General features: G+C 42.9%; 23 protein-coding genes. 13 read left to right on the plus strand and 10 right to left on the minus strand.

Going from position 1 to position 25,797, the window contains the following annotated elements:
• Positions 1–429 precede the first annotated feature (429 nt).
• The gene (locus HG263_RS20435) at positions 430–1,080 is read right to left on the minus strand and encodes a transporter substrate-binding domain-containing protein (protein ID WP_171627932.1); all 651 of its coding nucleotides are present in this window, start codon (positions 1,078–1,080) and stop codon (positions 430–432) included.
• Between the two features lie 184 nt (positions 1,081–1,264).
• Between HG263_RS20435 and HG263_RS20440 the strand changes: the two genes are divergently transcribed.
• From HG263_RS20440 to HG263_RS20455, 4 genes are all read left to right on the plus strand, one after another.
• A complete protein-coding gene (locus tag HG263_RS20440; protein WP_171627933.1) occupies positions 1,265–1,963 on the plus strand; it encodes a DNA-3-methyladenine glycosylase I in 699 nt (232 codons plus the stop codon).
• On the plus strand, positions 1,960–3,411 hold the full coding sequence (locus tag HG263_RS20445) for a protein adenylyltransferase SelO (RefSeq protein ID WP_171627934.1): 1,452 nt from the start codon (positions 1,960–1,962) through the stop codon (positions 3,409–3,411). The genes HG263_RS20440 and HG263_RS20445 overlap by 4 nt, the downstream gene beginning before the upstream one ends.
• Positions 3,412–3,428: 17 nt before the next feature.
• Positions 3,429–5,204 (plus strand): ABC transporter ATP-binding protein, encoded by a 1,776-nt coding sequence (locus HG263_RS20450; protein ID WP_171627935.1) that lies wholly within the window; start codon positions 3,429–3,431, stop codon positions 5,202–5,204.
• 117 nt (positions 5,205–5,321) lie between these two features.
• Positions 5,322–6,365 carry an OmpA family protein gene (locus HG263_RS20455; RefSeq protein WP_171627936.1) on the plus strand — a complete coding sequence of 348 codons (1,044 nt, stop codon included), beginning with the start codon at positions 5,322–5,324 and terminating at the stop codon, positions 6,363–6,365.
• A gap of 51 nt (positions 6,366–6,416) precedes the next feature.
• On the opposite strand, the gene HG263_RS20460 is transcribed toward HG263_RS20455, so the two are convergent.
• From HG263_RS20460 to HG263_RS20470, 3 genes are all read right to left on the minus strand, one after another.
• Complete coding sequence (locus HG263_RS20460) at positions 6,417–7,109, minus strand: 4'-phosphopantetheinyl transferase family protein (protein WP_171627937.1); 693 nt, start codon at positions 7,107–7,109, stop codon at positions 6,417–6,419.
• A 78-nt stretch (positions 7,110–7,187) separates the two neighbouring features.
• The gene (locus HG263_RS20465) at positions 7,188–7,571 is read right to left on the minus strand and encodes a hypothetical protein (RefSeq protein WP_171627938.1); all 384 of its coding nucleotides are present in this window, start codon (positions 7,569–7,571) and stop codon (positions 7,188–7,190) included.
• A gap of 5 nt (positions 7,572–7,576) precedes the next feature.
• Complete coding sequence (locus tag HG263_RS20470) at positions 7,577–9,196, minus strand: S41 family peptidase (protein WP_171627939.1); 1,620 nt, start codon at positions 9,194–9,196, stop codon at positions 7,577–7,579.
• A gap of 250 nt (positions 9,197–9,446) precedes the next feature.
• On the opposite strand from HG263_RS20470, the gene HG263_RS20475 reads away from it, so the two are divergent.
• Positions 9,447–9,824, plus strand: a complete 378-nt coding sequence (locus HG263_RS20475) for a hypothetical protein (RefSeq protein WP_171627940.1) — start codon at positions 9,447–9,449, stop codon at positions 9,822–9,824.
• A gap of 295 nt (positions 9,825–10,119) precedes the next feature.
• Positions 10,120–11,235, plus strand: a complete 1,116-nt coding sequence (locus HG263_RS20480) for a DUF3103 family protein (protein ID WP_216628528.1) — start codon at positions 10,120–10,122, stop codon at positions 11,233–11,235.
• A 111-nt stretch (positions 11,236–11,346) separates the two neighbouring features.
• On the opposite strand, the gene HG263_RS20485 is transcribed toward HG263_RS20480, so the two are convergent.
• On the minus strand, positions 11,347–12,987 hold the full coding sequence (locus tag HG263_RS20485) for an endonuclease (protein WP_171627942.1): 1,641 nt from the start codon (positions 12,985–12,987) through the stop codon (positions 11,347–11,349).
• A 301-nt stretch (positions 12,988–13,288) separates the two neighbouring features.
• On the opposite strand from HG263_RS20485, the gene HG263_RS20490 reads away from it, so the two are divergent.
• The 4 genes from HG263_RS20490 to HG263_RS20505 all read left to right on the plus strand — a co-directional run bounded on the left by HG263_RS20490 (position 13,289) and on the right by HG263_RS20505 (position 18,281).
• Positions 13,289–15,097, plus strand: coding sequence for an assimilatory sulfite reductase (NADPH) flavoprotein subunit (locus tag HG263_RS20490; RefSeq protein ID WP_171627943.1), 1,809 nt, complete (start codon positions 13,289–13,291; stop codon positions 15,095–15,097).
• A 49-nt stretch (positions 15,098–15,146) separates the two neighbouring features.
• Entirely contained in the window at positions 15,147–16,865 is a 1,719-nt protein-coding gene (gene cysI / locus HG263_RS20495) for an assimilatory sulfite reductase (NADPH) hemoprotein subunit (RefSeq protein WP_171627944.1), read from the plus strand.
• Positions 16,866–16,910: 45 nt separating this feature from the next.
• Positions 16,911–17,651 (plus strand): phosphoadenosine phosphosulfate reductase, encoded by a 741-nt coding sequence (gene cysH / locus HG263_RS20500; protein ID WP_171627945.1) that lies wholly within the window; start codon positions 16,911–16,913, stop codon positions 17,649–17,651.
• A 114-nt stretch (positions 17,652–17,765) separates the two neighbouring features.
• Complete coding sequence (locus tag HG263_RS20505; RefSeq protein ID WP_171627946.1) at positions 17,766–18,281, plus strand: DUF4124 domain-containing protein; 516 nt, start codon at positions 17,766–17,768, stop codon at positions 18,279–18,281.
• On the opposite strand, the gene HG263_RS20510 is transcribed toward HG263_RS20505, so the two are convergent.
• Positions 18,265–19,368 carry an NAD(P)/FAD-dependent oxidoreductase gene (locus HG263_RS20510; RefSeq protein WP_171627947.1) on the minus strand — a complete coding sequence of 368 codons (1,104 nt, stop codon included), beginning with the start codon at positions 19,366–19,368 and terminating at the stop codon, positions 18,265–18,267. The two genes, HG263_RS20505 and HG263_RS20510, sit on opposite strands and share 17 nt — an antisense overlap.
• A gap of 64 nt (positions 19,369–19,432) precedes the next feature.
• Positions 19,433–19,651 (minus strand): hypothetical protein, encoded by a 219-nt coding sequence (locus HG263_RS20515; RefSeq protein ID WP_171627948.1) that lies wholly within the window; start codon positions 19,649–19,651, stop codon positions 19,433–19,435.
• A 175-nt stretch (positions 19,652–19,826) separates the two neighbouring features.
• Here HG263_RS20515 and HG263_RS20520 point away from each other — a divergent pair, with 175 nt between their 5' ends.
• Positions 19,827–20,585: a substrate-binding periplasmic protein gene (locus HG263_RS20520; RefSeq protein WP_171627949.1), complete on the plus strand. Its 759-nt coding sequence runs from the start codon at positions 19,827–19,829 to the stop codon at positions 20,583–20,585.
• Here the strand turns inward: HG263_RS20520 and HG263_RS20525 are convergent.
• The 3 genes from HG263_RS20525 to HG263_RS20535 form a co-directional block, all read right to left on the minus strand.
• Entirely contained in the window at positions 20,554–21,006 is a 453-nt protein-coding gene (locus tag HG263_RS20525; protein WP_171627950.1) for a PaaI family thioesterase, read from the minus strand. The two genes, HG263_RS20520 and HG263_RS20525, sit on opposite strands and share 32 nt — an antisense overlap.
• 114 nt (positions 21,007–21,120) lie before the next feature.
• Complete coding sequence (gene acnA / locus HG263_RS20530; protein WP_171627951.1) at positions 21,121–23,859, minus strand: aconitate hydratase AcnA; 2,739 nt, start codon at positions 23,857–23,859, stop codon at positions 21,121–21,123.
• 127 nt (positions 23,860–23,986) lie between these two features.
• Positions 23,987–24,364, minus strand: a complete 378-nt coding sequence (locus HG263_RS20535; protein ID WP_171627952.1) for an RNA-binding S4 domain-containing protein — start codon at positions 24,362–24,364, stop codon at positions 23,987–23,989.
• A gap of 170 nt (positions 24,365–24,534) precedes the next feature.
• Between HG263_RS20535 and HG263_RS20540 the strand changes: the two genes are divergently transcribed.
• On the plus strand, positions 24,535–24,816 hold the full coding sequence (locus HG263_RS20540; RefSeq protein ID WP_171627953.1) for a hypothetical protein: 282 nt from the start codon (positions 24,535–24,537) through the stop codon (positions 24,814–24,816).
• Positions 24,817–25,026: 210 nt separating this feature from the next.
• Positions 25,027–25,692 carry an SDR family oxidoreductase gene (locus HG263_RS20545; protein WP_171627954.1) on the plus strand — a complete coding sequence of 222 codons (666 nt, stop codon included), beginning with the start codon at positions 25,027–25,029 and terminating at the stop codon, positions 25,690–25,692.
• Positions 25,693–25,797: the final 105 nt, after the last annotated feature.

Consider the following 25,797-nt stretch of genomic DNA (forward strand, 5'->3'; position numbering starts at 1 on the left):
TGGTGCTAAATCGTCTCTTGGGATGCTGAGGTTATGCACTTCGATAAAGAGACGAATTAGCGCAAGGTGAAGGTAGCCAGTTTATAGAGCGCAGACCTGTTGATGGCTGTGAAGTAAGCAACCTTCACAGCTTAATCACCCTTCATAGGTGTTGAGGAGGAAATAGAGTCCCTCGGCAGAGTTAAACTGGTTCTGGAGGCGAGTCCCTCGGCAGCAGCTAAACCAGCTCATTTCACCTTGCGCAAAGGAAACGCACTCACTGCGTTCGTTGTCGTTAACCCTTTGCACCTTAACTTCGCTCACTGTCATTAAACATTTGCACCTTAGCTTCGCTCATGTCGCTAACCTTTTGCACTATACTTCACCTTGCGCAAAGGAAACGTACTCACTGCGTTCGTTGTCGTTAACCCTTTGCACAGCCGTTTATATTTATTGCCCTTTAATTCTCAGACAGTGCTTTGCATAATCATCGTAATAGGCCTTATTTTTCCAAAGAGCTGCAACTCCTTCGTCAAATATCGACACATATTGTTCGCTATGCTTGTTGATGAGCAAGTAGCCTTGCTTTATAAATGCGGGTTTAGCTTGAAAGGTGATCAACTTATTTTGCTCTGGCGTAAGTGCTTTTGCATACGCAGTTTTGGTTTGCTCTGTCAAAATCACAATGTCAGCCCTGTCTCGTAGCAGGAAAGGCAAATTTTTCGTTGTGTAGGTCGCATTAACAATGCTTATGTCATATTTTTTTACCGCTTCAAGCAGCTCTTTTGGGTAAGTGAGCCCTTGGTTCAACACTAGGCGATATGGTGCAAGATCTTTATAAGTTTGGTAGGTGAACTGCAAGCTTGTTAAATGATAGAAGCGGCTAATTTCTGTGGTAATTGGGGTCTTAGTATAGATATAGTCGTTGGCTCGTTGTTTGCTGAGGTACCAATAGGCACTGCCTGAGAACTCAGTTTTTAAGCCTTCTTGATAGGCTCGCTCCCAGGGCATAAACACAAATCGAACTTTAAAGTCAGATATTGCAAACGCATCACGGATAAGTTTTGCAACACAACCTTGATCTCTACGCCCTTGATCCATATAAGGGGGCCACTGACCTGTGCTAATATATATCGTCTTTGGTGGGCTTTGTGCTGTGCATTTACCTGCGTTAACTAAAAGAAACAAATACAGAAGTTGTCGTAGCACCAGTATTCTCGATGGAAAGTATTATTATTTAATATAGTCACTTTCTTATTTTAAGGAAATGAGGTGGTCACTTTTTATGGACACATTTAAAACGATTCTGGCATGCGCGAGTGAGCGAAAAGGCTCCGAGCATCACGTACTTTCTTTGCTTACTGACCCTAAACCGTCAGAGGAGCTCTTACAATTGAATGATTCTGATTGGCTCGAAGAGTTTACTCGGAAGATTTTTCAAAGTGGTTTCTACTGGAATGTTATAGACGCGAAATGGCAAGGGTTTCGAGAGGTATTTTGGGATTTTGAGGTCAACAAGTTGTTAATGATGTCTCCGGAGATGCTTGAGCAAAGGGCTAGTGATGAACGTATAGTACGTAATTATAAAAAAGTAATGACCATTCCAGATAACTGCTTGATGATCCATGAGACAGCTCAAACACACGGTTCATTTGCAAAATTTATTGCTCACTGGCCGACAGATGACATTGTTGGATTATGGCTGTATTTGAAAAAGCACGGTGCACGGCTAGGAGGAAATACCGGCCCATTTGCGTTAAGGGTATTGGGAAAAGATACCTTTATCCTATCGCGGGATGTGGAATCCTACCTTCGTGCTCACAACATCATAGATGGTGGTTTGCATACAAAAAAATCGCTACAGGCCATACAGAGTTTCTTTAACACTTTGGTATCTCAAAGTGGCTGGTCACTACAAGCGCTCAGCCAACTTATTGCTCTAAGTGTAGGTGATAACATTATTCACTCGAGTGAAGCATCATGAGTTATTTCGACCGTTACACACAACTCGGCTTACAGTTTACTGTAGCCAGCTCGCCAAGATTGGCAAATAAAGCCAGTACTAAAAAGCTTAATCTGTTGCTGTGGAACGAGGATGTAGCAGATAAGTACGCGATTGCTTTTGACAAAGAGCATGCTCACTTATATTTGAGTGGTCACACACCACTTGAAGGGGTTATACCAAAAGCTTTGGCTTATTCAGGGCACCAGTTTGGCCATTTTAATCCGACTTTAGGTGATGGTAGAGCACATTTAATCGGTAGCTTTAATGATCGGCTTGGGCAAGCATACGATTTGCAATTAAAAGGCTCTGGTACTACTCCTTTCTCACGAGGTGGAGATGGGTTGTGCGCATTAGGTCCGGCGGTTAGAGAGTTTGTCATGAGTCAGGCTATTGGTGCGCTAGGTGTGCCAACAACCGAATGTTTGTCGGTTGTCACAACAGGAGAAGACGTTTATCGAGAATCACCTTTACCGGGCGCTGTTTTATGCAGAGTTGCAAGTAGCCACATTCGTATTGGGTCTTTCCAATATTTGGCGTTGCACGAAGACAAAGAAGCACTCAGTCAACTATTAGATACGGCTATAGAACGCTATTACCCTGAAATTAAGGAGCAAGGGGATGCACGTATTCTTGAGTTTTTACGTGCGGTATGTAAAAGGCAGGTAACATTGATTGTGCATTGGATGCGAATTGGTTTTGTCCATGGCGTAATGAATACCGATAATATATTGGTCGGGGGGGAAACCATAGACTATGGGCCATGCGCAATGTTGGAGCAATTTTCCTTTGAGCAGGTATTTAGCTCAATAGATCGACAGGGACGATATGCCTTTGGTCAGCAACCCAATATTGCCAGCTGGAACTGTGCGCGCTTAGCTGAATCGCTGCTGATGTTATTTGCAGCTGACAATAAGCAGGCAGTAGCACAGATGAGTGAGGTGCTGACTGAGTTTGCAAGTGATTTTAATCAGCAATATCAGCTTATGTGGGCAAATAAGCTCGGATTACTTGATTGGCGCGATAGTGATGCCAACTTATTATCTGAGCTACTGGGTACACTAAAGAGCGAAGGACTTGATTATACAAATAGCTTTGCCGCCTTGACGAATCAGTTACTTGATAAGCCATTGTGTTGCTTCGAAGTGCCTGAGGAGCTTTCTCCTTGGCTTTCAAAGTGGCAAGCACGCATTGAGGAGTACAATACAGTAGAGGTTTGTGCGTTGATGCGTTCCGTGAATCCAGCCATTATTCCCAGAAATGCGTTAATAGAGCAAGTTATTAAGGACTATTACGAGCAAGGCGATAGTGAGTTACTTGAACATTGGTTACCGCTGCTTAAAGACCCTTATCGATATCAAGAGTACGAACAACAGTACATTGAATTTACGACAGAGAACACCCACTACAAGACCTTTTGTGGCACTTAATTTTTTACAGGAAGAATATGACAAAGACACTTACTTGGCACAGCATTAAACAACAAGTGCTGGCACATAAACAGCCGTTAGTGATTGCGCATATTATCGCTTTTTTTGCGGCGCTAGTGAGTGTACCCATCCCATTGATGATGCCTTTGCTGGTTGATGAAGTCTTACTAGAAAAGCCAGGCCCTGCGATTAACTTTTTGAACGGGTTATTGCCCGTTGACTGGCAGCAAAGCGCGGTTTATATCATTATCGTATTGCTCAGTGTTATGTGTATGCGTCTTGCTGCACTCGTGCTTGGTGTTATTCAATCGAGACAATTTACCATTATCGGTAAAGATATTAGTTTGAATATTAGGGAGCGCCTTCTAAGACACCTGCCGCAAGTACAGCTCAAAGAATATGAAACTCAGGGCGCTGCGGCTATTAGCTCTAGGTGTATCACTGACGTGGAAACTTTAGATCAATTTATCAGCCAGACGCTATCGCGATTTTTAATTGGGCTACTGACAATCATTGGTACCGCAATCGTTTTACTGTGGATTGACTGGGCATTGGGGTTGATCATTCTGTTGCTTAATCCCGCGGTAATCTATTTTTCTAGGCAATTTGGCAAGCGCGTCAAAAATTTAAAAAAGGATGAAAATGCGGCATTTGAAGCCTTTCAGGCAGCATTAGTCGAAACCCTAGATGCAATTGCTCAATTAAAGGCTGTACGCAGAGAGACAAGTTACTTTGAACATGTTCGTTCGACCGCAGCCGATCTCAAACACTTTGCGGTGCAATCTCAATGGAAAACAGATGCGGTTAATCGTTTAAGCTTTACGGTATTTTTGCTTGGCTTTGAAGTGTTTAGAGGCATAGCCATGTTGATGGTGGTGTTTGCAGATTTAACCGTAGGGCAGATATTCGCAGTGTTCGGCTACTTGTGGTTTATGATGGGCCCTGTGCAAGAATTACTGGGTATTCAATATGCATACTATGGTGCTTCTGCTGCTTTGCAGAGGCTAAATCAAGTGTTTGCTTTCAAAACTGAAGCGGCGGCACCACCGCAGAGCTCTCTAGTATTTGAGCAGTCGCAAATTGGTATTTCATTCAAGCATGTCAGTTTTGCCTATCAGCCGGAACTGCCTGTTTTACAGGATGTATCATTGGATATCCCAGCAGGTAAAAAAGTGGCGGTTGTCGCTGTGTCGGGAGGAGGAAAGTCCACACTAGTTCAACTGTTGCTTGGGTTATATGAAAAACATACTGGTAGTATTGAGATTGCTAATACACCAGTTGAACAAATTGGCTATCAATCTATACGGGAAAATATCGCGACAGTTTTGCAACAGCCCATTCTTTTTAACAGTACAATTCGTGACAATTTATCACTAGGTCGTAATCATAGTGATGAACAACTTTGGCATGCGCTTAAAGTGGCCGAATTAGAAAGTACGGTGAGAAACATAGATGGCGGGCTTAATGCTCTGGTAGGACGAAATGGGATACGCTTATCTGGGGGACAAAAGCAGCGGTTGGCAATTGCGCGAATGGTACTCTCTGATCCAAAGGTGGTGATTTTAGATGAAGCTACCTCGGCGTTAGACATCGAAACCGAAGCCCGAATTCATAATAATTTAAAGGCATTTTTGCATAACAGGACTACTTTGATCATTGCCCATAGACTGAGTGCAATTAGACAAGCTGATTTAATTTATGTTTTGGATGATGGCAGAATATCACAAGCAGGTGATCATCATAGTTTGTTGTCCGAAGCTGGGCTTTACCAAACACTGTTTGGACATCGTTAATAGTTAAAAAAGGTAAATACCTTCACGTTAAGTAAAAATTAATTTTTGGCCTACTATTATAAGGCTAAATTCATGAGCTATCTGTGCTCACTTGGTATAAAAAGGACGGGACGAAAAATGAAATTTAAATCGATTAGCTTAGCAATTGCTGCGTTATTAGCAGCATCAACAGCGAATGCAAATGAGCATAAAGAAGGCATTCATTTTGGCGTATTTGGTGATTATTATAATGCAGATTGGAACGATGTTCGCGATGCAGCCGGAGTGGATGTTGATGATTCGACAGGGTGGGGTGCAGAGATAGGCTATCGTTTCAACAACAATTGGAGTGCACGCTTAGAATATGCTGATATGGACTTTGACTTATCAGGTGTGGGCACTGGTTCTATGGATGCTGACCGTTTTGGTGTCGATGCACTTTATCACTTTGATGACAGCCCTTTTTATGGGCTAGTCGGTTTAAAAGCGGTAGACGTCTATAAAAGCCTGACATTTGCAAATGTAGGGGCCGGTTATCGTCACTACTTCAACAATAACTTTTTTGTAAATGCTGAAGCCGCTGTTTATCAAGGTTTAGACCGTGGTTACACCGATGTTGGTGCAAAATTAGGTCTTAACTACTTCTTTGGTTCAAGTGAACCTGTGAAAAAAGTAGAGCCAGCACCAACGCCAGTTCAACAGCCAGTGGCAATGGACAGTGATAAAGATGGTGTTATGGACGCGGATGATCGTTGTGCAAACACGCCTATGTCAGATGCCGTTGATAGCAGCGGTTGTACAAAATATGAAGAGCGTGAGGTTTCTGTTAAGCTGCTAGTACGTTTCCCTCACGATGCCGCTAAAGTAAACCAGCAATATTTTGATGACATTAATGAAGTTGTTGCGTTTATGAAAGAGTATGAATCTGCAACTGTGGTGCTCGAAGGTCACGCATCCGCTGTGGGTGATGCAAAATACAACCAGGCGCTATCAGAGAAACGCGCTCAAGCGGTGGCTAAACAAATGATGAGTGATGGCATTTCAGCTGACCGTATTTCGACGATTGGTTACGGCGAAGAGCGTTTGAAAAATACAGCCAATACTAAAGAAGCTCATGCTCAAAACCGTCGTGTAGAAGCAACGGTGACTTCTACGGATCGCGTTAAAGTAAAGCGTCAATAATTACAGAGTAGAAACATTTATCTGGAGGCTCGCTTAATGCGAGCCTTTTTATTATGTAAGCGAGTCTTTAAATGCACATTCAGTGAGCACGAGTTGCTCATTTATCTGATAAAGCACCTCAACTTTCATGCCCTTATGAATGGTTTGTGACAAAGGTTCTGTTATCGCAAATAGTAATCTTTGTGAGTCAAAGTCGATTAGCTGAGCCGCTTCAAACCCAAAAAAACGCTTCACACTCGGGTAGAGCGCTTTATAAACGCTCTCTTTTGCTGAAAACATCACCGTGAGTGGGCAAGGTACATGCTCTGCGAGAGTTGCGTGTATTGCTGTTTCCAAAGGGTGTAGGATTTGGCCTTTTAATTTAGTTTCCTGCGTTTGTGACATTGGTTTCTCAATGTCGATTCCAAGCCCTTTTAATTGATGAGCAGGTGCTGTCATTGCAAGTGCTATGCCTTGGGTATGGCTGATACTACCGATAATGCCGTCTGGCCAAATTGGTGCTCTGTCTTGTGCTGTTTCAATAGACACATGTTTAATCCCCATTTTCGCAAGTGCTGCTTGAGCACATACGCGACCTGCTAGATATTCAGCTCGACGTTTCGGAACTGCATTATTTAACTTTTGCGGCATCACTACATGGTGCTTTATGAAGTCTGTTTGCTCGAACTGTTCTACATCGAACGTGCAGCAGTGATAAGGGAAATCAAGTAGCGGCTTAAATGGATTAGCAGGAAGATAATGCATACACAATTTGGTCTTATAATTCATTGCTGAGTAATTTAACACAGTATGGGGTGTTGCTAACAAGCCTAGTACTATTTTTTAATGTATCGATGTTACAGCTTTACACTGAATATTGTTTAATTCTATATATTTATCTTTTTTAGGGTAATACAGGACACATTGTCCATTTCGTATTTGCAACTCAAGTCGAGTAACTGATATGTCGTGTTCACCAAGGATAGGTTCATAACCGGGCTTATTCATTCCTTGTTCAAGCATCAAAGTACTGCTTATCATAAAAACATTGTCAGCTAGTTGCGGTGTTACGCCACCTTTTAGCTTCACAACCGCATCCTGGATCCGCTTTTTAACCGCAGGGGATGTATTTGTTAGCAGCGCTTTGTGTGTGACAAAAGGTAGGTTGTGTTTGCAGCCTACCTGTAAGCAAACACATAGCAATATTAACGTGTTTTGTCGCTTCATGGTTGTTACTGCTCCCGAATAGGTAGTGAGATTGCCCCATTACGCAATGGGTGCCAAGGTGAAGTAATTGCTGGTCCATCAGCCACTAATCGAGCCCCTTGAGTGGCTTGGCTGCGGTTTTGCTCAGGACACTGACCTGTATTCATATAGTTTAAAGCAGCTGCAAAGAGAGCTTCAGAAGGTGAGCCTAAAGGGTTTGAAAAATCATCGTTAACGCTGCAACCTGATACTCTATTCGATAAACCTAGCTCAACATTATTTTGGCTGGCGGGTACGGGTAAAAATCCATCCGCATATTCTCCAAACCCTTTGGCATTTTCGCTTCTAAACTGGACTGTGTAGTAGACCTGTCCACAATTAGGTGTAGGGAAAAACCCGTATGGTTTTCCGCAGGTGGTTGAGCCTACCAGTACAACATCAACATCTATGCCTCGTAATGCGTTAATGACCAGTTCACTGGCAGAGCAAGTGCTGCTGGTTGTTAATATATACACTCTATCTAAATTGGTACTGGGCAGCGTTTCATCGGTATATATTTGTTCTTCCCAATCAATTACACGGTATTCGAAGGGCATCGCGCGGTTTTCTGCTGTTCGCTTGTCATTATAAACAGTGGTGCTAAACACCTTTCCTGTGCTGTTGGGACCAGACCCTGTATTAGAAGGTCCTGCGATCATGTAGGCCAGCTGTGAAGCCATGTTAACTAGGCCACCACCGTTATAGCGTAAGTCGAGCACTAGTTCAGTAATATTTTGGTTAGCAAAAACTTCGAAAGCATTGATAAGCGGCCTTTGCCCTACAGAAATAAATTGGTCAAAGTGCAAGTAGCCAACATTGCGGCCATTAATATTGGTTATTTGATGCTTACGTACAGGGGTAGATACAATATCAGCGGCGCTAAGTAACACCTCATTAATGGTGCCGTCTGCTTTTCGCAGTGCAAAGGTATGATTATCACCTGCTTGAGGGGAGAGGGCGTTATTAATGGTTGCAAGCTCATTGGTACCAGTTGCGTTTATGTCGATACCATCGATAGCAACGATAGTATCGCCTCTTTTAAGGCCCGCTTGCTGTGCGGGGGAGTCATCTTGCGTATAAGCAACACGGATCAGTCTAGGTGGCGTGCGGTTGATGAAAGCCCAGCGAACCCCATAACTTGCGACTACACCCGCTTGTGATTCTTTCTTATAATCTTCATAGCTTTCTGAAAAGTGGAACTGATCTTTTAGCTTGCCTGATGCTGTAGTGGCAGACGTTTTTAATGAATCAAAGTAAGCTTTAATAGAACTAAACGTATCAGGGTTTTGATCTGGTATTTCATCATACCAAAGGTAAGTTTCATGGCTAAACGAACGCAACCACAGCTTTTCCAACGTGGCACTGCCGGCTTTATCTGGGTAGGGTGTATTCTCAAAAGGGTCTAGACCGCTACGAGGGTTTGCACAGTAATTTATATATTGGTTTGCAGGTGGATAAGTCCCCATATTCCATGTTTCTGGTGGCAACGAGCTAGTTGGGTTAAGTGATGAGGTTGTGGTATTGCTACCACCACCACCGCAGCCGACCAGTGTATTGGCAATAAAAACGATGCTTAAAAGTACTAAACCAAAATTTGAGTTGTTCATATTATGTGCTTTTTGAAACCATTAATTTAAAGCTAGCAAGGCAAGGTTGCAAAGGCAATACAAAAGCTTAAAAGTTGTACCTTCATTGTTCACATGCGTGTCTTGGTAAAGATCATATTTAACTCTTTTGAGTAAAACTAGGTAATGAACAGTGCTTATAATAGTTTACTCTAGCCAGCCAGTGCTTACTTGGTTACACTTGCCTCTAGCAGCTATCTTATAATCAATTAGTTTAGGTAAATCATATCATATGTCAGAAATTCAGTTTTTAAACGTCGACTTAGAATTAGAGTCAAAACATGACATTAGTGCCTTAGTAAGTGATTTGAAGCAAAATGCCATTGTTTTACATTACGACAAAGATGAATATCGTCAGTTAGCGCGCATTGAAGCTGAAGCTGATGTAACAAGTCCTGACAGGGCGATAAACCACCTTTGTGAATTAATAGAGTCGTGCTCTAAACCAGCATTAAAGCAATGGTTATCATGTACCAAACGTACTTTTGATATTGGTTTTAACTCTGGTACATCGCCAAAATGTTATTCTCAGGCATTACATGTAGATACTCTGTTACGCATTTCAGCCATTGGTGCAGGGATTGAAATTACCTTATATCCAGTTGAATAAATACTCTACTCTCAAAAACGCTTGCATTTAAGGTGGCCTGCTAGGATCTGGTAGGTCTGCCTAAACTCTACAATTACCACTAAAACAGCGCTATTAGAATTACCCAGTCTCAAATTAAAGTTACAAAAACTTCTGCTTTTACGCGTACCTATAAAATATTTTGTTAAATTTAAATTAACAGGTTGATAAAAATTTAAATAAGTTTTATCTTCTTCTACTCAAACACACGGATTATTGTCAGGAGTAGAATGTGAAAAAAATAACAAAATTAGCATTGCCCGCGTTGATCGCTGCGATGAGCATGCAAAGTCTAGCTGCCACACCTGTATCACAGGTTCAACAGGCCTTTCCAACGCTAGATGTGTTCAATCCTGCTGGTGACCAAATAGCTGGCATGAAACAACAATTGGCGCGTCAACTTGCTAAGCAGTTGCCTACCATCGGTGCTCATTTACAAGCACAAATGAGTCAATACCGTTTACAGTTGCCTTTATCATCGAATCTAGTATCAGGGGCGTTAGCACAACAGTTGCAAAGTGCTTCAGATCATACGCGTACCCTGAAAGGTTTACCTAGTTCTTCACAGTCTCTATATCAGTTAAGACTTGCTGATGTATCCATGCTTGAGCGTTGGCAAAGTGGCGAAGACGTGCTGGTTGCTTTTGCTCCTAAAGGAGATGATAAGACATGGCAACATGTTGAAGCGTATGACCAATCTGGCAATACGCATTTACTTGATGCACACACACTGCCTAAACAGCCTGTGTTGGTTGTAGAAATTGATGGCCGCCAAAGTATGAAAGAAGGCTTGGCAGTAATGCAAAGTGTATTCGAAAGTGGTCTTGGTAAAGCTCGGCCGTTACAAGCAGAGATACAAAGTGACGCGCAACCTATTTCGACTAGTGTGCTTAAGCGTATTCGTCTAAACGACGATGAAGAGCCTTGGATTTCGGGTGCAGCTGAAGTATACGGTGTTGTCACGGGCGTTAACCCAAGTCGAGATGAGCCTGTTTTAGATATTGTTGATATGCCGTATCTAGATCATGATGGACGCGATTACACACCTAACCAAATTATTATCCATTGGGATCGTTATCGTTGGCAAGCCGCAGATATGTTGTTAATGGAACAAGACGACAACACCAACTATCAAACATTAGCAACAACGCTGCTAGATATTGTTACTCAGGTAATGCGCGCAATTCCAGATCCTAACGTACAGGGGTATGCCATCATCCCGCAATTGACTAATCAGTTAATTAAAGCAATGCCAAGTTCATGGTTTACTAATGATGATGACTATGTTGACGTGTTTTATACCTTATTTGAAGGCCAGCAGTATACGGGCTATATGGGAGCCAGTGGCAATGCAAAAATCAGTTTATCTCCCTTAACCATCAACCCTCGATAATTTTCCCGTTGAGTCGGTTAGCAGCCTAAAGGACTAGGTTGCCTTTTTATTATTAAAACTAGTTAGAAGCGAAAAACAAAAGCCACCCTAGGGTGGCTTTTTTTTTATGATTTACCAAATTTGCTGCACAAACTCAGGATGGTCAACAAATGGGTTACGGTTGCCTTGAAATTCATACGCTGCTTGGTTGCGAGCGCGTTCTAAGTCATCAACAGGGTCCGCTTGGTGCCAACGCAATAGCATAGAAACAACCCATGCCTCAAACACTTGATCTGATGTGCCATTAAGTACCGCGTCACTGTATACCGTGTTGTTTTGCCAGCTACTAATCACATGCTCATAGCGCGTTGCCATATAGAAATAAGCACGAGCAAAGTCACCTTTGAACTGGTCGATTGGTTCAAAAACAGTACCGGTATAATTCAATGTACTCGTCGCACTGCCTAATTTGCTGCCGTTACTTGATACATAAGTGGCACTGGCAACTTCACCAAACGGGAAGTTACTGCGCTTTGAGTTCACAAATCCATCGGTTGCGAAAATATGATGTATATCTGAGTTCATTGGTTCAATTTTTCCACCAAACCAGCTTTTAGGAAAAGAGTGTTCCCGGTTATAACAATCTCCTTCGCCGGAGTAAGAACCACACTGATTGGTTACTGCGACATAGGTAACGCTGTCAGTGCCACTTGGGTTCTCAGAGTAGCGGTCGAGCACTGAGTTATCTTTTTCAAAGTAATTGTCACGCTCCGATTGGTCTATAAATTGCCAAATAGCAGTGTAACCTTGTGACTGATGAGTGCTGATAATGCTATGCAGTTGGCTTTTCAGTGCATAGCCGCTAAGTCCAGCGGTTGAAGCATAATACTCAGATGGGTCGGTTGGTGTGCCACCTCCGTCGCCATTTCCATCACCTATAGTGAAAGTATGTTGCTGCTGGTTTGTAAAGCTGCTGCCTTGCGCTAGGCTGCCCGCAGGCCCAGTTAGGCTGTATGAGCCATTACCAAAACTGCAGCACATGCCATCGCCATAGCTATCTAATACGGTAAAAGTATAGCTATCATCAGTAACACATAATGTTTCAGAATAAGTTTCGTTACTTGCATAACCATTACCTGAAGCAACTTGGGTGTTGCTGCTGTTGACTAATGTCCAACTTGTTTCACTACCGTAGTTGTCTGTGGTCAGTGATAGGTTTAATGAAGTAGCTTGGCAGGTGTTAGTTGGAGGTGGGGGCGTGGTTTCGGTGGGTTGAAAATTATCAATGTAAACAATCTCACTCCCATCAAACCCTGAACCATCATAAAAACGCAATCCAACATTAATAGTCGTATTTGCTGTTGCAGTGTATGTATGACTGATTTGTTGCCATTGGTTGAGTGTAAACGGATCAGAGTAGCCATGATAGCCGTCGACGATTAAGCGAGCTTTGACACCCCCTTCGGTGTGATAAACCCAAGTGCTGAACGTATAACTTTGCCCTGCTTGCACTGCCACTTGCTGCAATAAGTCGGTATTGCTTTGTGTGCCAGTATTTACTGTTATCTGTGCAGCAGTTTGACCAGATTTCACCCTGTCGCTTGTTGCGTTCAGTGCAATTCCTGAATCAATCGTTGTCCAACCTGAAGGTTGGTTTTGTTGCCAATTTTCAAAATCGCCATTAGCGACTTGTGCAAGTGTGCTTTGGCTTAAAGCCATTAAACCCGCTGCTATCGCAAGCTTTTGTTTATAGTATGGTTTCCCGTGTTTCATTTAGTTTCTCTTTATATTTTAAGTTATATTTTTGCTTTTATATAAACAAAGGCCGAGCTTACTGAACCTTTGTTATTGCAATGTTAATATTAGAGTGCCTATTTTTAAAGCAAATCTTTTAATCTGTTTTTGTTGGTGTTTTTGTTTATTAATAACCAAATGGAATATAAAAGCAGATCTTCGTCTTTTTCTTGTCGGTAGAGATCAGTATGCTGCAGGCATAGAAAAGCTTGCTGCCAACTTTTAGCAAGTGACACACCAATCTGAGCAAACGATGTTTTAGGGTTACGGGGATTATTCGATGTTGTTAAGTCAACTTAGTGCTGCGGCAAGCCCGCTCACACAAGAGCAAGTGCAAAAATTACAAGGTTTGGTTGCAGAACTAAACCCTATTCAGCAAGCCTGGGTGAGTGGCTATTTGGCTGCCAATGCAAATACTGCTGCTTTAGCAGGAAATGTGGGAGCTGCAGCTGGTGCTGTTGAAGCGGCGCCGTTGACTATATTGTACGGTTCTCAAACAGGTAACGCTAAGTCTGTTGCAAGCCAATTAAAGTCGCAAGCAGAATCACGCGGTTTAAGTGTGAAGCTGGTTAATATGGCGGATTACAAAACATCTGCGTTGAAAAAAGAGAAGTTTTTAGCCATTGCGGTATCAACGTATGGTGAAGGTGAGCCACCTGAAGATGCAGAAGCCTTACATGCCTTTTTAGCAAGCAAAAAAGCCCCTAAATTAGACGGAGTTAAAGTTGCTGTTATTGGCCTTGGTGACACTAGCTATGAGTTCTTTTGTCAAACAGCGAAAGATTTTGAACAGCGCTTAACCAAGCTTGGTGCCGATGTTGTTTATCAGCGTGCAGACTTAGATGTTGATTATGAAGAGCAAGCAACACAGTGGATTGCTGGTGCGTTGGATATTTTCGAGCCGGACTTAAAAGCACAGCAACAAAGTCAAAGCAATGTTGTTAGCATGGGACTGTCTACCCCTGTTGCACAAAGTCAATATACCAAACAGAACCCGTTTGCTGCTGAGTTGAGCGTAGTACAAAAAATTACAGGCCGTGATTCAACGAAAGATGTACGCCACGTTGAAATATCGCTTGAAGGTTCGGATATTACGTATTTACCTGGCGACTCTTTAGGTGTGTTTTTCTTAAATGATGAAGTGCTGGTGGATAAAGTCTTAGCGGCGTTGAAGATAGACCCAGAAACATCAGTAACGATAGGTTCTGAGACGTTATCAGTAAGAACGGCGCTGATTGAAAAACTAGAGTTAACTCAGAGTTACCCTGGCTTTGTAGAGAAATATGCACAAGCAACTGAGAACGCACAACTATTAGCGTTACTAGACGATAAAGCAGTGCTGCGTGAATATATCGAAGCGCGACAAATTTTTGATGTGATCTTACAAAACCCTGCCACGATATCGGCTCAGGCATTGGTAGATTGTGCACGTAAGTTACAAGCGCGTTTGTATTCAATTGCATCAAGCCAAGCAGAAGTTGAAGATGAAGTACACTTAACAGTGGGCCTCGTAGAGTTTGATGCATTTGGTGAAAAACATTTTGGCGGTTGCTCAGGTTACTTAGCAAATCGTGCAGAGGAAGGTGTTAAAGTTAAAGTGTTCAGTGAACATAACGACAACTTCCGTTTACCTGCAAACGATGAAACGCCAGTGATTATGGTAGGCCCAGGTACCGGCATCGCGCCATTCCGTGCGTTTTTACAAGAGCGAGACACACGCGAAGCGACAGGTGAAAACTGGTTGTTCTTTGGTAACCCACATTTTACTCAAGACTTTTTGTATCAAGTTGAAATCCAAGGATACGTTAAATCTGGGTTGTTAAATAAAGTTGACCTAGCGTTTAGCCGTGACCAAGCGCAAAAGATATATGTGCAAGACCGTTTGCGTGAACAAGGCGCAGAGGTATTCGCATGGTTAGAAAAAGGCGCACATTTTTATGTGTGTGGTGATGCCAATCGTATGGCAAAAGATGTACACCAAGCCTTGATTGATATTGTTAAAGCCCATGGTGGCAAAGATGACGAACAAGCTGAGCAATACCTAAAAGAGCTGCGCAGTCATAATCGTTATCAAAAAGACGTGTACTAACACAAGTACACACCACTGACCGTCACAGTAGAATTTTTAGGATTGAGCCATGAGCACAGATTATAAACCAAATAGCAAGCTAGACCCCAATGCAAAGTTTGCAGATAACGAGCGTTTGAAAACGCAAAGTAACTTTTTACGCGGCACCATTGAGACTGATTTAAAGGATCAATTAACAGGTGGTTTTACTGCTGATAATTTCCAGCTTATTCGTTTTCATGGCATGTATCAGCAAGATGACCGTGATATTCGCCCAGAGCGCACCAAGCAAAAATTAGAGCCACTGCACAATGTGATGCTAAGAGCGCGTATGCCTGGCGGTATTATTAAGCCACAGCAGTGGTTGGCGATTGATAAGTTTGCACAAGAAAAGTCAATGTACGGCAGTATTCGTTTAACGACTCGCCAAACGTTCCAATTTCATGGCGTACTTAAACCCAATATCAAAGAGATGCACCAAATGCTAAATAGTGTTGGCATTGATTCGATAGCAACGGCTGGGGATGTAAACCGTAACGTGCTGTGTACCACAAACCCGGTTGAATCAGAATTGCACCAAGAAGCGTATGAGTGGGCAACAAAGATCTCTGAGCACTTATTACCGCACACTAAAGCATATGCAGAAATTTGGTTAAATGGTGAAAAAACAGAGACCACTGAAGAGCCAATTTTAGGGTCTACTTACCTGCCACGTAAGTTTAAGACAACAGTGACTATTCCACCGAACAATGAAGTGGATGTACATGCCAACGACCTGAATTTTGTTGCCATTGCTGATAATGGCAAGCTGGTTGGCTTTAACGTTTTGGTGGGTGGCGGCTTAGCCATGACTCATGGTGATGTGACGACCTATCCACGTAAAGCGGATGATTTTGGTTTTATTGCATTGGAACATACGCTAAAAATTGCTGAACACGTTGTATCGGTGCAGCGTGATTGGGGTAATCGTGTTAATCGTAAAAATGCGAAAACGAAGTATACCCTAGACACTTTTGGTGCAGATGCATTTAAAGCTGAAGTTGAAAAACGCGCCGGCGTTAAGTTTGAACAAAGTCGTCCGTATGAGTTTACCCACCGTGGCGATCGCATTGGCTGGGTTGAGGGCATTGATGGTAAACACCATTTAACCTTGTTTATCGAAAATGGTCGTATTCTAGATTACCCAGATAAGCCATTAAAAACAGGCTGTAGAAAAATTGCTGAAATTCACCAAGGCGATTTCCGTATGACGGCAAACCAAAACCTGATCATTGCAGGTGTACCGTCGGAACAAAAAGCGGTGATTGAGCAAATAGCGCGAGCGCATGGCCTAATTAATGACGCACATACAAACCAGCGTAAAAATTCGATGGCGTGTGTGGCGCTGCCAACGTGTCCATTAGCAATGGCTGAAGCTGAACGATACTTGCCAGATTTGGTTACTCAAGTTGAGGGCTTACTAGAGAAGCACGGGGTGGCTGATGACAATATTATCTTGCGTGTTGTTGGCTGTCCAAATGGATGTGGCCGTGCAATGTTGGCGGAAGTTGGTCTGGTTGGTAAGGGCTTAGGTAAATATAACGTGTATTTAGGCGGCAACCGTCAAGGAACTCGAGTGCCTAAATTGTATTTAGAAAATGTCGGTGAAGATGTGTATCTACCTGCGCTTGATGAGCTGATCGGTCAGTGGGTGAGTGAGCGTCAAAAAGATGAGTGCTTTGGCGACTTTGTGATCCGCAAAGGCATTGTGACAGAAGTTAAAGTATCTAAAACCGACTTTCACGCATAATAATTGGTGACTTGGCAAGCAGGCTTGCCAAGCTAGGAATGACTAATGAGCGACTACAAAAAACTCTTACAGTTAGATGGCGAAGAACAAGTGGCATTGCTTGCTCAAGCAAATGAGTTGTTACTGGCAATGACGCCGCAACAGCGCGTTGCATGGGCGCTAGAGCATTTACCTGATACCGCTTTTTTATCATCTAGCTTTGGTATCCAAGCTGCAGTGATGTTGCATTTGGTAACGTCAGAGCGTGCTGATATACCGGTAGTATTAACTGACACGGGTTATTTGTTTCCAGAAACTTATCAGTTTGTGGATCACTTAACTGAGCGTTTGAATTTAAACCTAAAAGTGTATCGTTCAGCCTTGAGCCCTGCATGGCAAGAAGCCAAATTTGGTAAATTGTGGGAGCAAGGTCAAGATGGTATTAAGCAATACAACACACTGAACAAAGTAGAGCCTATGACGCGTGCATTGAAAGAGCTCAATGCAGGTACTTGGTTCAGTGGTCTGCGTCGTGATCAATCATCAAGTCGTGCAGATAAACAAATACTAGAGATAAGCAGAGGCACGGTAAAAGTGTATCCTATTATTGAATGGAGCAACCGTGATGTTTATCAATACCTGACAAAGCATGACTTACCGTATCACCCACTTTGGGAGCAAGGATACGTGTCTATGGGCGATGTGCATACAACGCGTAAGTTAGAGCCAGGTATGAGTGAAGAAGAAACGCGTTTCTTTGGCCTTAATCGTGAGTGTGGTTTACATATTGACGGTGATGGCATTTAAACATTCTCCAGCCATGGAGGAGGCGCAAAAGCACAACTTCGGTTGTGCTTTTTTATTGTCTATTTTCGTTGTATGCTGCCTATGAAAATCGTTATAGAGTGTTGGGGTGTATGAATGAAGTATTTTAGCTATTTAATGATCATGGTATTGCTCGTGGGAGTAGGCTCGCTATTCATTCTTAAAAAACCGGATGGTACCCCTTGGTTGAGCTTTGGTGCAGTGACGGAGCAGGTAAAACAAAAAACAAATACACTACTTAACGATGCAAAGCGAAATCTAGAGACAGTCACAGAGCATACAACGTCACATGCAACCAGTACGAGCCAATCTGGCGCAATCTATAAGTGGCAAGATGCAAATGGCAACTGGGTGTATTCAGATAAGCCTAACGCGCAAGGTAAAAGCCAAACTCACACCTTAGACCCAAGCAGAGTCACCGTGATGGCTGCGGAAGATACCAGTATTCTAAACGAGCTGGCGGCAAAAAAAGCGCAGATTGACAGCAAACTTAAAAATCCTTCGGCGTTAAACCCAACTGATGTAAAGCAACTGATGCTGGATGCAAAAAACATTCAAAAATTAATGGATGAGCGCACTAAGCGACTCGATCAGGCTATTGAAGGTAACTAACTTTTTTACTTACATACTGTGCTATTGCCAGGCTGGCGGTTAGACCCGGAGATTCAACACCAAATAAGTTAATTAGGCCTTTCACACCATGCACGGAGTGATCTTGAATAACAAAATCTTGTGCAGCATCTTTGTACAGTTTAGGGCGTATACCACAGTAGCTAAGTTGTAATCGGCTACTATCTAAACTCGGCCAATACTTGTTAATTTCACTCACAAAACGGGCTTTAGCTTGCTCGTTTGGTGTGTAATCAAGCTCATCAATAAAAGAGGTGTCGGGACCAAACTTTAACTGTCCTGCTAAATCAATCGTTGCATGCACACCCAGTCCGTGTTGCTCTGGCATCGGATAAATAAGGTGTTTAAATGGGTGAGAGCCTTGATAACTAAAGTACTGTCCTTTGCAGTAATGCAACTCGGGAATAAAACGCGCGTTTAACGCATCTATTTGCTTCGCACAAGATTGTGCAAAAAGCCCTGCTGCATTAATGAGGGTTGTGCATTTTAGATTAAACAACTCACCATCACAGTTAAGTGTTACGACAAAGTAGTGGCCATCAAACTGCGCACTGACAAAGCGGGTATTGTTGACGTACTGCCCCTTGTGTTCTGAGAGTTTATTCAGATAAGACAGCATAAGTTGATGACTGTCTATAATGCCTGTTGATGGCGACCAAACTCCCATGGGTGCCTTTATTTGCGGTGCTTTTTGTGCCAGTTCAGCCTGACTTAGAAACGTGAGATCTCGCACCCCATTGTCTTTGGCTTGCTGCACAAGTGTATTTAGCTTTGTTTTTTCACCTTCACCATGAGCAACTAAGACTTTGCCAACTTTTTTGAACGGTACATGATACTTTTGGCAATGCTGATACAGTAGCGTCTTACCTTCAACACACAGCCGTGCTTTTAAGCTATTACTTGGGTAATAGATTCCTGCATGTACGACTTCGCTGTTTCGGCTGCTTGTATGCTCACCAAAATAGGTATTTTGTTCAATGACAATAACGTCTTGATGTTCACTGAGTGTAGCGGCGATAGCTAAACCCACGACACCGGCACCAATGACTAAGGTTTCAATGTGTTCCATAATTTTTAGCGCTGTCTAGCGGTGTGGGATATGGTAGCAAAGCAGGTAACAAGGCACTAGGTGATCAGCGTCTTTCCCTGTGCATAAGTAAAATGGTGAGATATATTTTGGTAGGTAGTGAGCAAATAAGACCAATAGCAATACAAGATGCACCAATTGCAAACCCCACTGGACCAAGATGAGTTAGCAAGTTATAGCTCAATAAGGTGTGGCCTGTGAGTATGAGAGTCAGCCCAATGATGATAATTATTTTTAACAGCTTGATTTGTTTTTGGGCTGGCATAAGTGGCTCCTCGGTGAGACCTTGGTGAAACCTCTGATTATGTTAAAAGTATAAGTTGAAAGTAGTTTAAGGAGTATGTCTTTGTGCCTAACTATTGCGCTACATCAAACGATTGGCGTACTAAAAACTCCAACGATTTGCGCAAGCGTCAACTACACTAGAGAATATGATAATTATGACAAAAAGAAGTATGGCCAAACGACTAAACATTGCGCTCATTGCTTTTGTTTTTATTGCGTCAATGTCATATGCGCAAGTAAGCAAAGTGGTGGGAGGACACAACCCATGGCCTCCTTACATTGAGGCTGATGGGTCGGGCTTAGTGCGTGATATTTTAGTGGCGGCTTTTGATTCTCAAGGAATGGAATTAGAAATTCAAATCGCCCCTTTCAGCCGGATGATAGTGTTGCTTGATAAGCATGAGGTTGATTTTATAGCGGCGCTTTGGTGGACAGAGAAACGACACGAAACAATTTTGTTTAGCCAGCCGTATTTTCATAATGAACTGGCGGTGGTGAGCAAAAAAAACAAGCTAATGGATTTTCGCGGCGCCAAAAGTTTGCGATACAAAACGGTGGCAGCAATTAGAGGATACGCTTATCACGAGTTGTTCGAGAGTATCGAACAATTGAAAGTCATTGATGTGCACAGTTTGCATGCTTGTTTGGAGTTGGTGCATAAAGGCAGAGTTGATTTTGCGGTTGCAGATATATTGGCATTTCAACATGAATTAACAAAAGACCCAGAGCTGAATGATTTGATAGCCCACACACCCACATTATTAAGCTGGCCTTTACATATTGGTGTAAGCCGAGAACACCCTGATGGTAAAGAGATCATTAATCGCTTTAACCAAGGGCTTATGCAGATTAAACGTGAGGGCCTTTATCAAAATATTGTTGCTAAGTATTTTGGCGAGCACGCGCCACAATAGCGGCTGTCATACGTGATACGCAGCATAGTTCGCCTTTTGCATTGGTGATTTTTACTTCCCATACAGAGGTGCGTTTTCCTAAATGTAATGGCTTAGCTGTGGCTGTTAATAACCCATTTCGAGAGGCTTTTAAATGATTGGCGTTTATTTCTTGGCCCACGCAGTAGTAATTGTCAAAATCTATAACAAAATTCGCCGCGTAGCTGGCAACGGTTTCCGCCAAAGCAACATTCGCACCGCCATGTACCATACCGATTGGGTTATGGTGATTGACTGTGGCTGGCATAGTGGCAACTAAGTAGTCATCGCCAATTTCTGAAATTTGTATGCCCAGTGTTTTCATCAAAGAGCCTTTACCATGCATCCCTTCATCGAGTTGTCGACAAAGCGCTAAAGTGATGGGCTTGTACCAAATAGCCATAGTTTCAAAATATTCCGCTGCGTATCAAGGTGAGAAGTAGTGTATGAGAAATGTTGAGTTAAGTCACTCAAAGTGAGGAGGTGGTATCTACCACCTCCTTGTTCTTTAAGGCAGTTATTTGTCGCTGAGCATATTCCTGAGTACATACTGTAATATGCCGCCATGTCGGTAGTAGTCCCATTCTTTTGGTGTATCAATACGAACATCAACCTGAAACTCTTTGCTGGTACCTTGCTCGGTAGTCGCGATGATTTTAACTTCATCGCAATTATCACACAGCCCCATTACTTCAAAGCTTTCTTCTCCTGAGAGTGCTAAAGATTCATGGCTATCCTCAGCTTTAAATTGTAATGGCAATACGCCCATACCAATGAGGTTTGAACGGTGAATTCGCTCATAGCTTTGCGCAATAACGGCTTTTACACCTAGCAATAGTGAGCCTTTCGCCGCCCAATCTCGTGAGGAGCCGGTGCCATATTCTTTGCCTGCTAAAATAATCAAAGGAACATCGCGCGTTTGATATTCCATCGCGGCATCATAAATGCTCATGACTTTATCATCTGGCAATAAGCGAGTGATCCCCCCCTCTGTACCCGGTGCCAGTTGGTTACGTAAGCGAATGTTGGCAAAGGTGCCGCGCATCATCACTTCGTGATTACCACGACGAGAGCCATAGGAGTTAAAATCACTCTCTTTGATGCCTTGTTGCTCGAGGTATAGGCCTGCAGGTGCCTCTTTTTTAATGTTACCAGCGGGAGATATATGATCAGTGGTGACCGAGTCTGCCAGTTTTGCTAAGCATTTAGCACCAGTAATGTGTGGTAGTTTAGGGACTTCTGTGGTCATGTCTTGAAAAAATGGTACATGACGAATATAGGTTGAATCTGATTGCCAAGGGTATAATTCACTGCCTTCAGTGCTGATATTCTGCCAGTGTTCATCTCCTTGATATACATTGTTGTAGTTCGATGCAAACATCGTTTTCGTTACTGTCTCGTCGACGAGCTGTTTGACTTCACTAACACTTGGCCAGAGATCTTTTAAGTAAATATCTTTGCCAGCTTCATTTTGGCATAGCGGCTCGTTGTATACATCTATATTTGTGCGTCCGGCTAATGCATAGGCTACAACAAGTGGAGGAGAGGCGAGGAAGTTCATTTTTACATCTTGATGGATGCGACCCTCAAAGTTCCTATTCCCTGAAAGCACAGAGCTGACCACTAATTTATGCTTATTAATAGCCTGTGAGATTTCTTCAGGAAGTGGACCTGAGTTACCTATACAGGTTGTACACCCGTAACCAACTAAATTAAAGCCTAGCGCCTCTAAATGAGTGAGCAAGTTAGCTTGTTTTAAGTAGTCTGTAACCACTTTTGAGCCTGGTGCCAATGAGGTTTTGACCCAAGGCTTTGGCTTGACCCCCAGCTCGTGAGCTTTTTTGGCAACTAATGCCGCAGCTAAAATAACACTTGGGTTGGATGTGTTGGTACAACTGGTAATTGCGGCGATAACACAAGCTCCGTCGTTGAGTGAAAAGGTTTGTCCTTTATAGTTCACTTGCGCAATACCCAATACCTCAGGCTCAGTCGTGGTATCAGTCGATTGGCCCCCTTCGTCAACTATTCTCGCCTCTGGTAGAGAGGTGTTTTGTTCTCTGCGTTTCTCTTGCATCGCTTTAAGCTGCTCGTTTATGAGCTTGCCCGCAGCATCTAAATTAATTTTGTCTTGCGGGCGACTTGGGCCTGCAATGCTAGGTACAACGGTGCTTAAATCTAAGGTGAGTGTATCGCTGTATTCAGGCTCATCTCCATCATAGCGCCACATACCTTGATGTTTTGTATAGGCTTCTATTAAAGCAAGCTGCTGTTCATCACGATTGGTTAAACGCAGATATGATAGGGTCTCTTCATCAATAGGAAAAATGCCACAGGTTGCGCCGTACTCAGGCGCCATGTTGGCAATGGTTGCTCTGTCAGCCAAAGGCAGTTGTGCTAAGCCGTTACCGTAGAACTCTACGAACTTACCAACCACCCCGTGCTGACGCAAGATTTGTGTGATGGTTAATACTAAATCGGTTGCAGTGGTTCCTTCTGGGAGTTCACCTTCCAATTTAAAACCAACCACTTGTGGGATCAATAAGCTAATTGGTTGACCAAGCATGGCGGCTTCAGCTTCTATACCGCCCACCCCCCAACCAAGCACACCTAAACCGTTGATCATGGTGGTGTGTGAATCAGTGCCAACTAATGTGTCAGGGTAGGCAAAGGTTTCTCCATCTACTTCGCTTTGAAATACAACACGAGCAAGGTACTCAAGGTTTACTTGGTGCACAATGCCTGTGGCTGGTGGCACGACCGTTAGGTTATCAAAAGCAGACTGACCCCAACGTAAGAATTCGTAACGCTCTTTATTGCGTTGATATTCAAGTTTTGCATTTAAGTCAAATGCACCTGAATGACCAAACTCATCCACCTGTACAGAGTGATCAATCACTAATTCAGCACTCGACAGTGGGTTAATTTTTTTAGGGTCACCACCTAGACGTGCCATTGCATCTCGCATGGCTGCTAAGTCAACAATGGCAGGCACACCAGTAAAATCTTGCATAACTACACGTGCGGGCGTAAACGCTATCTCTTTGTTAGGCGTGGCATCAGGCTGCCAATTTAGTAGATGATCGATATCTTCTTTGGTCACCGCACGGCCATCTTCATGGCGCAGTAAATTTTCCAGCAATATCTTTAGGGAAAAAGGCAAACGTCTGGCTTTTGCGCCAAGTTTGTCTAATGAATGCAAATGAATTTGTTGCTGGTTGATGGTCAGCTGTGTGAGAGTGTCGTAAGAATTGTGCATGCTACCTCCGCTTAATGCGTTGTGAAGCGATGATTGGCATATGCCGCTTACCTTGCGGCATATTTTTTAGCCATATTCTTAACTGTATTGCGATGAAATAAAAAAATTCAAGGGTGTCGGGTGTTTTTTAACCAAATGAGATTGGTTTGCGCCCAGTGTTACTGTCTTTTTTATCTTTTCGGCTTCTATTGCGTTTTTTGCGCTGACTTGGTGCATCTTGCACTGTGTTAGTTGAACTGCTTGGCACAGGACGTTCGGCAGGTTCAACCCCTTCGGCTAGGATCAGTTGATAGTACTCACCATCAAACGCTAAGGTATCTCCAGCATAGAGCTTTTTTCTCTTTACTGTGCAAGGCTCACCATTAACCGCCACGTAGCCTTCACCAATTAGCATTTTTGCTTGTCCGCCAGTTTCTGCTAAATCAAGCACTTTCAATAGGTTGCAAAGCTCTATGGGCTCTTCTTCCAATTCTATTTCGATATATTCCAAGGGCTGCTCTGACATCTTTAGCTCGTAATTTTGCTATTTGCGTTAGTATACCTCTTTGCTGCGATGAGTGACGAAACTTTTTCCAAGTTTAAAAGATCTTTAACGTAACTGAAGTAATTGGCGTGTATCTTGCTGACAGATTTGCATGAGTTGATTGTTGCAATTTATGACGAGGAACAAACAATATGGGTATTCGTTCAACATTAAAAAAAGAGTTAATGAACTTAGATTCTTTAGGGTTAATGACCGCCGATGATGTAAGAGTCTATTTGCAAAGCCACTTAGCACGAGCAAGGGATAAAAGTGCCCAGCGCTTTAACTTAATAGCGCGCTTTAATGCGCATCACAACCAAATCCAGTCGGGCTTACCTGCGCAGGAGTCGACGTTAACACACCAGCGCCACCGTTTGTTTAAAGAGGTGCTTTACCCCAAATCAGCTGTGCAAAAATGGCTTTCTCAGCAATAACCCGCCTTTTTCCAAACTTGTTTTGTGTGCTGCTTTCACAGGTATAGCCAGCTATATATCAGTGAAAGCGTCTTGATATTGAACAAAGTCCCCTCATTGGAATGCTCGTTTTGTTAGTTTGTAAGTATTTCCTATTTCAAAACTCTTATTCAAACCTGAGGTTAGTTATACTAAATGTAATTAATCAACATAACCCACAAGGAGTTAATGATGAATAAACATATTGTTGTAACGGGTGCTAACCGAGGCATTGGATTTGAATTTTGCAAACAGCTTAGTGAGCAAGGCCATAAGGTAACGGCTGTTGTACGCCAAGCATCCCCAGAGCTCGAGGCGCTGAATGTTACAGTGATATCGGGCATTGATGTGAGCAATGCTGAGCATGTTTCTGAGTTAGCAAAGCACCTGTCTGGCCAGAGCATTGATATATTAATTAATAATGCGGGCGTGTTTTACAATGAAACGCTCTCTAATATGGATTTTGATGCCATTGAAAATCAGCTACAAGTCAATGCCATTGCGCCTATTCGCGTTGTACATGCGTTGCTTCCGTATTTCAATGAAAGCAGTAAGATTGCCATGATCACCAGCCGAATGGGATCGATTGCGGATAATGGCTCGGGTGGGTATATCGGCTATCGCATGTCAAAAGCGGCGCTGAATGCCGCAAGCGTAAGTTTGGCGCATGAATTAAAAGGTAAGGGGATTGCTGTGGGGTTATTCCACCCTGGTTTTGTACAAACACAAATGGTGAATTTTGCTGGAGATATTTCACCAGAGGTCGCTGCAGAGCGCTTGTGCAAACGCATCGATGCATTAACAATTGAAAACACGGGCGGATTTTGGCATTCAAACGGTGACACATTGCCTTGGTAAACGCCTCTGTAGCACTACATGGCTGGCCTTGCAGATAAGGTCAGCCATCGTTCAATTAAGATTAATACCAACTTATGCTAGTATGAGAGCAACTTTGGCTTTTAA

Source organism: Pseudoalteromonas caenipelagi (genome assembly GCF_013140855.1).
In the GTDB taxonomy this organism is placed as follows: Bacteria; Pseudomonadota; Gammaproteobacteria; order Enterobacterales; family Alteromonadaceae; genus Pseudoalteromonas; species Pseudoalteromonas caenipelagi.